The 14,092-nt window shown below is 66.1% G+C and carries 4 protein-coding genes; 3 read left to right on the top strand and 1 reads right to left on the bottom strand.

Annotation, left to right across the window (positions count from 1 at the left end; genetic code table 11):
• Positions 1–46: 46 nt before the first annotated feature.
• Positions 47–3,073: an FG-GAP-like repeat-containing protein gene (locus AC068B_RS38555; RefSeq protein WP_478676126.1), complete on the bottom strand. Its 3,027-nt coding sequence runs from the start codon at positions 3,071–3,073 to the stop codon at positions 47–49.
• An 884-nt stretch (positions 3,074–3,957) separates the two neighbouring features.
• Here AC068B_RS38555 and AC068B_RS38550 point away from each other — a divergent pair.
• The 3 genes from AC068B_RS38550 (at position 3,958) to AC068B_RS38540 (ending at position 13,756) form a co-directional block, all read left to right on the top strand.
• A complete protein-coding gene (locus AC068B_RS38550) occupies positions 3,958–9,906 on the top strand; it encodes an RHS repeat domain-containing protein (RefSeq protein ID WP_478676125.1) in 5,949 nt (1,982 codons plus the stop codon).
• Positions 9,903–10,478, top strand: a complete 576-nt coding sequence (locus AC068B_RS38545) for a hypothetical protein (RefSeq protein WP_478676124.1) — start codon at positions 9,903–9,905, stop codon at positions 10,476–10,478. Before AC068B_RS38550 ends, AC068B_RS38545 begins: the two co-directional genes overlap by 4 nt.
• Positions 10,479–13,207: 2,729 nt before the next feature.
• Positions 13,208–13,756 carry an EF-hand domain-containing protein gene (locus tag AC068B_RS38540; protein WP_478676123.1) on the top strand — a complete coding sequence of 183 codons (549 nt, stop codon included), beginning with the start codon at positions 13,208–13,210 and terminating at the stop codon, positions 13,754–13,756.
• Positions 13,757–14,092: the final 336 nt, after the last annotated feature.

Here is a 14,092-nt window from a genome sequence, read left to right as displayed (position 1 = left end):
GAGCGTCGTACCGCGGACGGCAGAGGCAGACCGTAGTCCGCGGGCGTCAGCCGAGGGCGGTCATCTTGTCCCAGCCGCCCGTGCCGATCGTGGCCGGAGCACCGAGGCCACCGGCCGTCAGGCGTGGGTAGAAGTGCAGCCCCTGGCTGGTGTCGTTCGTGGTGGCCCACAGGTCAGGAACGCCGTCGTTGTCGGCGTCCGTGGCCGAGGTGAGCAGGGGGCGGGCGGCGGGGGTGAAGCCGGTGGCGGTCAGCTTGCGTGCCCCGGAGCCGAACCCTTCGCCGTCCGGGCCGGTGCCTTCGTAGGTGAACAGCTCGCCGGTGCTGCGCTTACGTGCGAGCAGGTCGACGTGGTTGTTCTTGGTGACGTCGCCGGGGGCGGCGAGGTCGTATCCGGACCAGCCGCCGTCGCCGACGAGGACGGGTTCGGCGTATTCGTCGAGGTAGCCCGTGGCATGGCCGAAGTAGAGCCACAGGTGGTTGCCTTCCTTGACCAGCAGGTCGGGGAAGGAGGGCAGGTCCCATTCGTCGATCTTGCCGTTGCCGTCCAGGTCGGTGGGGCCGTCGACGTCGCCGATGGCCAGGATCTGGTCGGCGTTCTTGAAGTGGTCATTGGCCGGGTCGTACAGGCTCAGGTCCCGACGTCCGTCGCCGCACGCGGAGCCGTTCGCCTCCTCGCCGTAACTGGTGCAGGCGTAGCCGAAGCCGTTGTTGGGGTGAACGTGCAGTTGTCGGCTGCCCTTGGCACCAGTGGTGGTGATGAGGTCTTCGTAGCCGTCCTCGGTCCAGTCGCCGCGTCGGGTGATCAGGGAGCCGGTGAAGTTCTGGGTGCTGGCGTCGCTGGTGGTGCCGATGTGGCCATTGCCCTGTCCCGCGTACATGCGCAGCTGTCCGGTGTCGCGCAGGGCGAGCAGGTCGGGGTTGCCGTCGCCGTTGAGGTCGCCGGGCTCATCGGTCTTGCCGGTGGGGTTGGCGTAGAAGAGGTAGGTGCGGGTGTCGGACTTGTTGTTCGCCCTGTCCAGGGAGCGGGCGAAGATGCGCTGGGGGCCGGTCGAGGGCGGGGTGAGCTTGACCTTCGTACTGCCGCCTGCGGAAGGCGTGTTAACGGAGCGGACCTTGGGATCCCAGTCGGTCCAGTACTCGTACTTGACGACGTCCTTGATGCCTGCGGAGGACAGCGTGAAGGTGCCCTCGGTGCGGGCGGGGGAGGTGTTCTCGGGCCAGCCGTCCTGTCCGTCGGGGAACTGGGTGGAGGTGATACTGGGCGGGTTGCTGGGCCGGTTCGGGTCGAAAGCGAAGCGGCAGCCGGGCGCACCCTGGGTGGGGTTCCAGGCGGAGTTGGCCTTGCCGTCACGGGCCTGCACCTTCCACGAGTAGCTGCCTTTCGCAGCGCCGAGGTGCTGGGTGAGCAGGGCTTTGGAGACGGTAGTGCGGGCGACGTTGCCGGAGGTGACCTTCACGTCGCGGTTGACGACGATGCCAGGGCTGGTGTCGTGCTTGCCGGTGGGCCACAGATGGAAGCGTGCGGTCACGCTGCCGCCGTCGGGGTCGGAGACCTTCGCGGTCAGCTGTACGTCGGTGTTGCCGACGGTGACATAGGTGCCCTTGTCACCGCAGGTGTTGTTGACTCGGGTGCTGGGCACCGTGTCCAGGTTCGAGGGCTTGTTCGGCACCGAGTTGTACTCGGTGGACAGCACGGCGGTGGAGGCGTCGAACTTCTTCCACGCGTGCACGTCGCTCTCGCTGGCGCGCAGCCCGAAGGAGATCTTCTTCCACTTCTTGGCCGCGGCGTCCGTGGTGGCGCCCTTGACGTTGAACTCCAGGTTCCCGGCCGGGCACGAGGACGACCAGCCCTTGGCGTCGGTGACCGTGGCGTACTTCTTCCACCAACTGGGCTGCTTGTTCCACGTCGTGGCCGAGGAGATCTCCCCGGTCAGCCATGCCTCGACGGGCTTCTTGGTGCAGGACCAGGAGTGCGTGTTCTTGATGCGCAGGGTGGACTTGGTGATCTGCTTGCCGTGCAGCTTGCGCGGGTCGAACTGGACGAAGGAGCGCCAGGTGCCGCTGGTCTCCGACTCGTGGCCGACCCGGGCGACCTTGGAGGAGTGGTTCCAGTACGAGGTGCTGGGGTGCTTCTTGCTGACCGCGGTCCAGCCCAGGCGGGGGCTGGATACGGTCGGGTCGATGTAGACGGGGAAGACGGTGTCCGGGTCGGACAGCACCTTCTGATCCGGCGTCACTACCAGTTCATCGCTGCCCGCTTTGAGGGGCATACGGGTGGTGGTGGCGCCGTAGCGGGGCTCGAAGACGTCCTCGCTGCGCGTGGCGGGCTTGTCCGCCTGCTCGTTCAGCAGGGCGGCGACGTCCTTGGTCATGGCGGCCTTGGTCTTGGCCGTGGACAGCTGTGTGTCGGGGACACCGGCCGAGTCCCACATCTCGGGCGCCGGGGCGGTGAAAACCTCCTGCCCGGCGGGGTTGACCGCGGTGAGGTTGCCAGCCTGATCGGTGCTGACGCTCACCCCGTCGGCATCGAGACCGTAGCGGACCTGCTTGAGCAGGGGGTTGTCGGCGGCCTCGCGGGTCTTGACCACGAGCAGTTGCTGATAGCCGTCCACGCCCGCCTGCATGCGCAGGTCGATGCCCGGCGCCACCTCCGGGTAGACGGCGGTGTCACCCTCCAGGCGAGGGGTGGGCAGCTGGCCCGGCCAATCGACTGTCAGGGAACGATCGTTGCGGGTGATCGTCACCAACGGCGCGTCGCCGCCGGAGGAGAACTCCAGGCCGACGTCGACTGCCTTCGGACGGACCGCGCCGTCCCGCGGACGCAGGGTGGTGTCGACGTCGACCAGAGAGTTGTCCTGCTTCACGCGGACCGGCGCCGCCGCCGTCTCCTCCGTGAAGGTGCCATCGGGGTTGGCGTAGACCGTGTCGAACTGGGTGCGGTGGGCGAGCACTTCGACCCGTTCGCCTGTCTGTGCGGCCTTGTGCGATGCGGCCGTCTCCGGTTCCGCGCCGGTTGCCTGCCTCGCCTGCTCCTGGCTGGTTGGCCCGGGCTCCGCGGAAGCTTGCGACACGGCCAGAACCGGAATGGCGAGGGCCGTGGCCAGAGCGCAGGCCAACGATATACGAGGCAACGTACGCCGGGAGTTTCGGGGTTGACGGCCTGTTCTCAACAGGGGTCCCTTCACAGAAATTCGACCAGGGCGTGATGCCTGGGATCAGCACAGCGGAACGTACCCCACACCCGTACACCCGTCACATCCAATTCCCCGCATCGTGGTTCGGATGCTAAAAGTGACTTTGGTCCTTAACTTTCAGGACTTTGGTAACTTCCTGGCAGGCGATAGTCCTCACAGGTAAGAACTCTCTTAGAATCGGTCAAGCACCTAGGTAAAGCTTGTGTAATGTCGGCGCGGTTTATCTGATTACGCCTTGGGGAGAGGTCTGCGCCGTGTCACGTACTGCTGTCCGCGGGGAAGTCGACGAGCCACCAGGCGCGTCCTCGACAGTCAAGCCCTCAAGACGGGCATGGTGGCGTCGGGGCGCGGTACGAACGGTCACGTCGTTCACCGCAGCAACTCTCCTGGTGGGGCTGGTTTCTGCTGAAGCCCTGGCCTTCTCTCCGCTGGCGCTGCCGGATCTGCAGAAGACTCCGCCGGTGCCGGTGACAAAGGTGGGCGACACAGCGAAGGCGGCGGCGTCAGGGGTCGCCAAGGATGAGACGGCGGGCAAGGAATGGAAGTCCATCCCTGACGCAGCCTGGCCCAAGCCTGGCAATGCCAAGGCAAACATGACTGACAAGCGTGAAGTCAGCCTGAAGGCCGGTGCGCTTCCGGTCCGCGTATCGAAGACCCCCACCCCACGCAGCGCCGAGAATGCGAATCCCGTGGCAGGCGAGGTCGGCGTCGAGGTCTTGGATCGAAATGCCGCCGAACGGGCCGGAATCGACGGACTGGTTATGGCCGTCGATTCCACAGGCGGCCACGCCCAATTGTCCATCGATTACAGCGAGTTCCGCAATGCCATGGGCGGTGATTGGGCCTCCCGCCTGACGCTCGTGGAGCTGCCCGAGTGCGCCCTGTCCAAGACCAGCAAAGACAAGGACAAGGACAAGGACGGGAGCAAGGGCAAGGGCAACGGTGACTGCACACCAACCCCGCTCAAGGCAGTCGACAACGACGACGACAAGTCCCAGCTGACGGCCCGGGTAGCCCTTGAGGGCGACTCTGCCTCGGAGATGGACAAGGAGCCGGGCAAGGCAGAGCCGCCGCAGAAGCAGTCGGCGTCCGAACCGCCGACACCCGAACAGTCGGCGTCCGAACAGTCGGCGTCCAAGCCCCTCAAGGCCCGGTCCCTCTTCGCCGTGACCTCGAAGCCGGCGGGCTCCAGCGGCGACTATAAAGCGACCTCGCTGTCGCCCTCAGGCAACTGGCAGGCCGGCGATTCCTCGGGCGCCTTCACCTGGTCCTACGACCTCGAAACCCCCAACGCTGCAGGCGACTTGGGCCCAGAGCTGTCACTGGCCTACAACTCGTCCGCCGTGGATGGACGCACCGCGGCCACCAACAACCAGGCCAACAACGTCGGTGACGGCTTCACCCTGGAGCCCGGCTTCATCGAGCGCCGCTACAAGGCATGCAGCGCCGACATGACGGGCGGCACGAACAAGGCCAAGAACGGCGACCTCTGCTGGGCCGGAGACAACGCCGTTCTCTCACTGGGCGGCTCCACCAACGAACTGGTGAAGGACGACAAGACCAGCGCCTGGAAGCTCAAGCAGGACGACGGCAGCAAGGTCGAACACCTCAAGGACGCCTCCCTCGGCAATGGCGACAATGACGGCGAGTACTGGAAGGTCACCGACACCGCCGGTGTGCAGTACTTCTTCGGCCGCCACAAGCTGCCCGGCCACGCCGACGGCAAGGAGACGACCGGTTCGACCTGGACGGTGCCGGTGTTCGGCAACCACTCCGGCGAGCCCTGCCACAAGGCCGACTTCGCCTCCGCGTGGTGCCAGCAGGCGTGGCGCTGGAACCTGGACTACGTGGTGAACCCGCACGGCGACGCCATGGCCTACTACTGGTCCAAGGAACAGAACCACTACGGCCGCCACGTCCAGCTCTCCACCGGCAAGTCGACGGCGACCCCGTACACGCGCGGCGGCTACCTCAAGCGCATCGAGTACGGGCTGCGCTCCAACAACCTCTACACCGGCGCTCCCGCGGCGAAGGTCACCTTCAGGGCGGCGGAGCGGTGTGTGAAGTCCGGCTCGTTCGACTGCGCGGCCGACAAGTTCACCGCCGCCAACGCCAAGCACTGGCCGGACGTGCCGTTCGACCAGTACTGCGCGCCCGGTATCGAGTGCAAGAACCGCTACAGCCCTTCGTTCTGGTCGCGTAAGCGCATCGCGTCCATCACCAGTGAGGTCCGCGTCGGGAACACGTACCAGAAAGTCGACACCTGGGCCTTCGGCCACAGCTTCCCCTCCACAGGGGATGGTTCGTCGCCTGCCCTGTGGCTGAAGTCGATCAAGCGAACCGGCTACACCGGTGGCACGGCCACAGCGCTGCCGCCGATCACGTTCATCGGCAAGCAGCTCGCCAACCGGGTGGATGCGACCGGCGACGGTATTCCTCCGCTGATCCGCTACCGGGTACAGGCGATCCACAACGAGATGGGCGGCACCATCGCCGCCACCTACAGCGACCCCGAGTGCACGCGCGGCAGCCTGCCGTCCGAGCAGGGCAACACCAAGCGCTGCTACCCGGTGTACTGGTCCTCACCGGACTCCCCCGGCGCCGACTACAAGCCGGTCAAGGACTGGTTCCACACCTACGCCGTCACCCAGGTCCGCGAGGAGGACAAGGTCGGCGGAGCCATCGCGAAGCAGACCGACTACACCTACACCGGTGGCGTGGCCTGGGCCAAGAGCGACGACGCCTTCACCGAGGCCAAGTACCGCACCCACTCCGGCTTCCGCGGCTATGCCCGGGTGAAGACCTCGGTCGGCAACGGCAGCGACGGAGCCAAGCAGGTCAGCGAGGCCCGCTACTTCCGCGGCATCCCCGGCGCGAAGGTCGCCGACAGCGAGGGTAACGAGGTCGACGATCACCCCGCCTTCGCCGGGATGACCCGGGACGAGGCCACGCTCAACGACAGCAAGATCATCGAAGCGTCCGCCTCCACCCCGTGGAAGTCGGCCGCGACGGCCACCCACAAGCGCGGCGACGGCCTGCCGGACCTTGAGGCGTTCCACGTCCAGGAGGCCCGGATCGAGGCCGGGCGCACCCAAGTCGGCACGGACTGGCAGCGCACCAAGGTCGAGCGGACCTTCGACTCCTACGGCATGCTCTCTCGCGAGTCCGACCTGGGCGACACCGCCAAGTCCGGTGACGAGACCTGCACGTTCACCAACTACGCCCGCAACACGGCCAAGAACATGCTGGAGTTCAGCTCCGCGGCCAAGACCGTGGCCAAGGCGTGCGGCATCGACCCCAAACTCCCCGACGACCTGATCTCCGACACGCGCACCTACTTCGACGACAAGGCCCTGGGGGCCGCCCCGGACAAGGGTGACGTCACCCGGGTCGACGAACAGAACGCCGCCGGAACCGGATTCGTCACGGTGGAGCGGAACAAGGTGGACCAGCACGGTCGCGTCACCGAGACCCTCGACGCCGCCGATCAGAAGACCACCACCGCGTACACTCCCTCGACCCTGTATGCGGCGACCAAGAAGGTGACCACCAACCCGCTCGGCCACACCGAGACCGCGCAGAACGACCCGGGCCGCGGTGCGCTGGTGGCGTCGGTCGACGCGAACGGCAAGCGCACCGACGCCGTCCTGGACGGTCTCGGCCGCACCGCGAAGGTGTGGGAGCCGGGCTGGCCCAAGAAGGACCACGCCGACGCCCCGAGCCGGCAGTTCGCCTACACAGTGACCAAGACCGGCCCGAACGTAACCGAGACCAAGGCGCTGCAGCGCAACGGAAGTTACCGGGCCGACTACGCCTTCGCCGACGGTCTGGGCCGCGAACGTGAGGTTCAGACACCCGCGGCGACCGGCCAGGGCCGGATCATCGCCGAGAAGCTCTACGACTCCCGCGGCCTGGCGTGGAAGTCCTACGACGGCTACTACGCCAACGGGGACCCGTCCGGCGAACTGGTGACGGGCGACGACACCAAGACCCCGAAGGCGACCCGCACGACCTACGACGGCGCGGGCCGGCCCACGGCGCAGATCAAGGAGAAGTACGGGGACGAGGTCTCGCGCACGACGACCCAGTACGGCGGCGACCGCGTGACGGTGATCCCGCCCAAGGGAGACACCGCCACCACTACCGTGACCGACGTACGCGACCAGACCGCGGAGCTGATCCAGTACACGAACGCGGAGCGCACCAAGTCCCAGTCGACGAAGTACACGTACACGCCGTCGGGCAAGCAGAAGACGGTCACCGACCCGACCGGCGCGAAGTGGACGTATCACTACGACCACCGTGACCGCGCGGTCAAGGTCGACGACCCGGACAAGGGCACCTACACCACCGCCTACGACAGCCTCGACCGCCCCACGACCGTCACCGACGCCGCCGGCAAGGTCCTGACGACGGGCTACGACGCACTGGGCCGCAAGACGACCCTCAAGCAGGGCGACACGACCCGGGCCACCTGGACCTACGACACCCTGGCGAAGGGCCAGTTGACGAAGTCGGTCCGCCACGAGGGTGGCCAGGACTACACCAACGAGATCACCGCACTCAACGACCGCTACCAGCCGACCGGCACCAAGGTCACCGTCCCCGCCCGCGAGGGCACCCTGGCCGGCACGTACGCCTTCACCTCCGGGTACAACGCGCAGACCGGCCTGCAGGACTGGAACCGCCAACCCGCCCTGCCCGGCCAGATATCCGAGAACCTCACCTACCGTTACGGCCCCCAGGACCAGCTGGTAGGCGCAGGCACGACCGCCTCGGTCCTCATCAACAACCGCACCTACGACCCGTATGGCCACGTCCTGCGCACCGAGTACGGGCGCAAGGGCCAGAAGGTGTGGCAGACGAACGAGTACGACGAGCACACGGGCAACGTGGCCCGCACCACCACCGACCGCGAGACCGGGCCGTCGCGCATCGACGACATCCACTACACCTTCGACCTCGCTGGCAACATCACCCGCCTCAACACCACCTCCGGCCAGGACGAAGAACGCTCGACCGACACCCAGTGCTTCAGCACCGACGCACTGCGCCGCATCACCAACGCCTGGACCGCGACAGACAGTTGCAAAGCCAGGCCAGACGCAGACGGCGGTGCGGGCGGCGAGAAGCCCAAGGTCGGCGGTCCCGACGCCTACTGGCACTCCTACACCTACGACGCCATCGGCAACCGTCAGACCGAAGCCCAGCACAAGGTCGAAGGCAGCGTCCTGGCGGCCAACGACATGACCCGCACCTACCACTACGGCCAGAACGGCGCGACCAAGCGCCAGCTGACCGGGATCGACACGGAGGAAGCGGGCAAGAAGACCTCGACCAAGACCACTGACTCCTACGCGTACGACAAGACCGGCAACACGACCAAGCGCACCGTCGGCGGCACCGCCCAGGACATGACCTGGGACGAGGAAGGCCACCTGGAGACGGCGACCAAGGCGGGCCAGAAGACGGGCTACGTCTACGACGCGGACGGCAACCGCCTGCTGGCCAAAACACCGGCACGCAACACGCTCTACCTGCCGGGCGGCAACGAACTGACCGCCGAGGCCAACGGCACGAAGTCATCGACCCGCTACTACGCGGCGGGCGACGAAACGGTCGCAGTCAAGGCGAGCAACCAGACCAGCATCCTCCTCAACGACCACACCGGCACCGCCACGGCAGCTGTCCTCCTCGCCGCGGGCCAGGCGGTGACCCGCCGCAAGATGGACATCTTCGGCAACCCCCGCGGCCTGCAGAACGTCAACTGGCCCGGCAACCGCGGCTTCGTCGGCGGCACGATCGACAACACCGGCCTCACCCACCTCGGGGCCCGCGAATACGACCCCACACTCGGCAGGTTCATCTCGGTCGACCCCATCATCGACACGGCTGATCCGCAGCAGATGCACGGCTACACGTATGGCAACAACAACCCGGTCATCCACGCCGATCCTGACGGCAAGTTCTTCTTCGGCCTGATGAAGATGGTGAAAGCCGTCAAGTACGTGGTGAAGACGGTGCGCCGGTACATCGCCTGGACCCGAACCCCCTTCGGACGGGCATACAGCAAGCACTCACGTGCGGAACGCAGCCGCTCAAGCTTCTCCTACTCCGCCTATAACAAATCCAGCAGCCGAGCCTACGAAGCCCAGAAGGCCAGGGCACGCGCCGATGCCGCCGCACGTGCCGCCCACAAGCGCGCGGACGAACAACGGCGCAAGGCGGACCAGGTCAAGAAGGCGTCCCAGCCCTGGTACAAGAAGGCGTGGAACAAGACCGGCGGAAAGGTTGTCAGTCACGTCCGCGAGCACTGGCGCGGATACGCACAGGGAGCAGCGTTTGGCGTCTGTGTAGCGGCTAGCGCGGGGTGGTGTGCGGTGGCCGGCGGCGTCCTCATCGCGGCGGATAATGGCGCCGACTACGCCAACAATAAGTTCAGCTGGCGCAAACTCGGTACACAGTCGCTCTGGCTCGGTGCTGGTGCGGGTGCAGGTAGATACCTCGCAGGTAGCTGGCGAGGAAGCGTCTTCACGCGCGGTCCTTCCGGTCCGCGGGCCCCACTGTGGCGTGGAACGACGAGGCCGTCTGCACCTAAGGGCGCACTGGACTGGGGCCAAACAGGCCGCAACATGGGCCTCAATGGAGGCATGGGCTGGGCCGGTTGCGGCGCAGGCGGATTCAGCGGTGGGCAAGGAGCCTGTGGATGATCGGCAACTGGAAACCTGCTCGTCGGCCGTCGGGAACCCCTCTGACCACGCTGCGTCGCAAGAGCGGCCCCATCGGTGGAATGATCGTGATCACCGCGACATTGCTCGGCGGCGGCTGGGCGATTGCCTTGGGCTGGGACAAGAACAACCCGGGTGATCTACCTGCCTTCGCTGCGCTCCTCGTGGCAGTACTACGGCTCATGTGGCGAGCCGTAGTACGTCCTCACGTCACCGTGTATTCAGACGCTCTCTTGGTCATCGGCTTCTGGGACCGTTGCGTGGTTCCCGGCGCAGCCGTCAAGCGCATCAATCTTGACGATGGAATGAGGATCGAGACCATCCACGGGGACGACATCCCGGTGTTCGCGTTCTCTCGGTCCTTGCTGGACAGAGGACAGGCGGCATCAGCCGCCAGTAAGATGCGCAGAGCGAAATCTGCTCGCCCTGGAACATCGGCCGAGACGCCACAGGTAATCCGAACGCCTGACTTCACCTGGGCAGACCTTCTGTTTCTTCCGCTGCCTGTTCTGATGCTTCTAGCAGCGACGGGCATCTACGGAACATGGAGTTGAAAAACGGTTACATGGTGTACCTCGCGTATGCGATGGATAATCCACCGCTTCCTTGAGGACCTATTCGTGGGGGTCTGGCCGGGGGCTTGATGGGCCTCCTTGCTTGGCGCGCGATGGTAGCTCCGTGTGTTGTCGTCTCGGCCGACCGGATCACGATCCTCAACCCCTTGTCTCGGGCAGACGTCGCACTGCGAGACATCGCGCGTGCCGAGGGGAACAGTGGACTGGTCATTCACCTCAAGGGAGGGCGGCGAGAACACCCTTGGGCCTTCAGCTCGTCGATGCTGGACAGGGGGAGCAGCCGACAGGCAGCGGATGAGATCAACGCTGCAATGAAGGGATCGCACGCTAGCGAGAGCTATCGGGGGACGTCGCGATCGCCTCGCCTTGCCCTGGTGACATAGGGGAGGCGGGTCAGCGCGAAGGAGATGAAGGTGCAGCAAGAAGGGGAATGTAGACGTCGGCGACCGTGAGTCAAAGCGGCGCCGGGCACCTGGTTGCCCAGCGCCGCTATCGCTCTCCGCATCGCGAGCGCGGGCCCATCGCGCCGCGACAGGCGAGGTGTGGTCGTGCTGCTCGGCAGGGGCGAGACGCATGAGGGCCCGGAGCCATCCGTCACACCATCGGTCGAATCCGTACTGGTAGTCATAGCGGGCCGGGCCCGATGAGATGTCCTTCAGCTCTTGTGCGGCCAGGGCTTCCTCGCAGATCTCCTCCCACATCTCCTGCCAGGGGAGCCGGAACTTCCCAGGCCGACGGCGACGGAAGTCGGAGTCGAGGAGCGCGGCCGTTCCGATCAGCAGTAGCTCCTCCCTGGACTCCCCGTCTTGGTACGCGTCAACATGGCGTTCCGCCAACCGCTCCCGGGCGGCGTCCAGTGCCAGGAGCGGCTTGCGCAGCAGACGGTGGGCGTCCTTGGAGTCGCTGCCTCCCGGGCCGTGCATGCAGAATACGAGAACGTCGCAGTATGTCTCCAGGTCATGTCCGGAGTCGAGCCGATCGGCCAGCGCGCGCAGCGCTTCCATACGTGAGATCAGACGGCGGGCCTGCGTGTAGTAGTCAGGGAACGGGCTGGGACAACGCCGACAGCCGCCGGGCTCCGGAACGTCGGCCATGCTGCCGCGGTCCGGTACACGCAGGCTGACACCAGCCCGCTGCGCAGAGACTCGGAACGCCCCGCACTCCGCCGACAGGTGGAGCACTGAGCCGGTCGCTGCCTGCCACAGCGGTACGTCCATGCCTGCCAGGGGACGAGTGGAACATCGCGTGCCGTTGGAAGAGGAACCTCGTCATCTGCTGCAACGCTCGGGGACATGCTCGTGAGCTCCTGGCTAGGGATGCCGGATGTGTGCCGCACCAGCCTGTCGTATGCCCGGAGGTCAAGGTATGGCTTTCGCCGATCGGATGGAGGATCACGTGTCACGTTCGTGTCACCAATACCGTCGACGCACCTGGACCACAAAGGCTCCACCTGCGTGAACGGCACCCGATCTAGACCACGTAGACGCCAGAAGACGCTTCTGCCCACCTGTGCCATGTGGTACCGAGAGAGGCACCCAGGATCAGGACTGGGGCGTCCTCCGGCCCGTCGAAGCGGTACTGCAGGGTGTTCTTCGGTGTCTCGCTCACCCGCCCGACCCTCTCATCAGTCACGACCGCCCCTATGAGCGGGGTCCTGACGGTAGCTGTTTGACCAGGTGGAAGTCCTTTCGGGTCACCTCGCGGATCAACACTTCGTGGCTCACTTCGCGGATCGCGGAAAGCCGCTGACCGCGGCGGGAAAGCGTCGGCGGCAAGCACAGTCCATCGTGGAGGACACCCAGCGACATCGGTACCCCGGGCCCACCAGCCCCCTCCATGACGACGACGGGCCTATGGAGCAGGCGACGTACTCGACATGATCGATGTGCATCTACAACCTGGAAATGCCGGTTCCCCCTTCCGGTCCGATGGCGCATCGCGTTGCCGGTACCGGGCCGCGGCAGGTGGTCAGAATCGTGAAGACGCCATAACAACCGGCAGGCCCCTATCCGGACACACCCCGCCAGCCCGGCACCGGCACCGGCAACACACCATCCCCGGCCAGCAGTCGACACTGTGGGGGGGGCAGACACTCAGGCCAGCCGGATCGTGAGTTCGCCTCACACTTCACATGGTGCGTCATCGCAAAGCATGTGCAACAAAAACGTGCGGAAGGAAACCGCAGGCCAGCAAAGCACTCAGAGTGGCTCGGGCCCGCGGTCGATGTGCGTTGCGTGCGCCATGGTCGCTACGCAAGGTCTCTTGGCGCACTCCCCAGACCAGCACGAGGAGCCTTCAGGATCCGGCCATCGTCCCGCCACCACGACGTCACTCGGGCGTCGATTTCACGGACGGTGTCGGCCGCTGAGCTGTGCTGAGCCAGGCCGCCGGTCCCGGCTGATCTGCTGGTGATCGTTCACCACGAGATCTGCGAGGCCGTCAGTGTCTTCTTCACTCGCACTCGGCCGGCATTCGCTCCCCGCGCTCCAATTCCCACCCGCCGCGCCCGCCACCGGCCCGCATTGGCGGGCGGTGATGATAACCGGTGACGCGGCCACCACCGCCCAGACCATGCAGATTCGCGCACCTCTACCCATTTGGCGCACGCCTTGTCCCCCTTTTGAGGCAAAGGCAGCGAGACCATCACTAGGACCATGCCGAACTGCGCAGGGTTCCGGTCGTCCCGCTACACGCAAAGGAGTACCACCATGACCACAGCCCTGATCGAGCGGAAGTACGACCTCATCTTCGACCGGCTCGATGCCGACGGAAACGGGGTCCTGGAGTATGCCGACTTCGAGCGCATGGGCCAGGATCTGATCCGCGCGGGGTACGTGACCGAGGGATCCACCAAGGCCGACGCCCTGTTCACCGCCTACCGGGAGGCGTGGGACCAGCTCGTGGCGGTGGCCGACGCCGATGGGGACGGTGCGATCACGCGCGAGGAGTTCAAGGCCGCCATGTCCGACACTCTGGGCCGACGGGAGCGGATCGTCTCGGGTTGCCGGGCGGTGCTGGACGCGGAGTTCGCCACCATCGACGAGGACGACGACGGCTTCGTACCAGCGGCCGACTTCCAGCGTTATCTGGAGGCCCTGGGCTCAAGCGCCGAGGAGTCCCGGGCGACGTGCGACAGCCTCGACACCAACCATGACGGCCAGATTTCCCGGGAGGAGTTCCACGAAGGCTGGGCCCAGTACCTGCTCAGCGACGACCCGACCGAGGCGGGCAGCAACTTCCTCGGACGCCTGAGCTGACCTGACCCGGCCGGCCCACGCGGCCGGGTGCCGCCCCACCCGCACCGGCCCCAGCAGACGGTGCGCCGGAGGCCGGTGGGTGTTCTCACTCCGTCCGTACCGAGAGCACCCGCCGGCACCCCACGGAGCCGGAATTCCGGCAATCCAAAGATTGCACATGACGCAACTCGCGCTCCTTCCGAATGAGCGAAAGCTCTTCGCGATCACGTGTTTGACACACACGTCGACTGGGGCAGGTTCTCGCCGCGAACGGGGACGAGAAAAACCCTCTGCGCCTGCGCGGCAACCCTTCAGGGCCTCATCGGAACATTGAATATCCGTCGAATTCAGCGCGCC

Source organism: Streptomyces sp. NPDC042371, assembly GCF_056437465.1.
The sequence above is the reverse complement of the archived record's forward strand: the minus strand, read 5'-3'. Positions and strand labels throughout refer to the sequence as shown.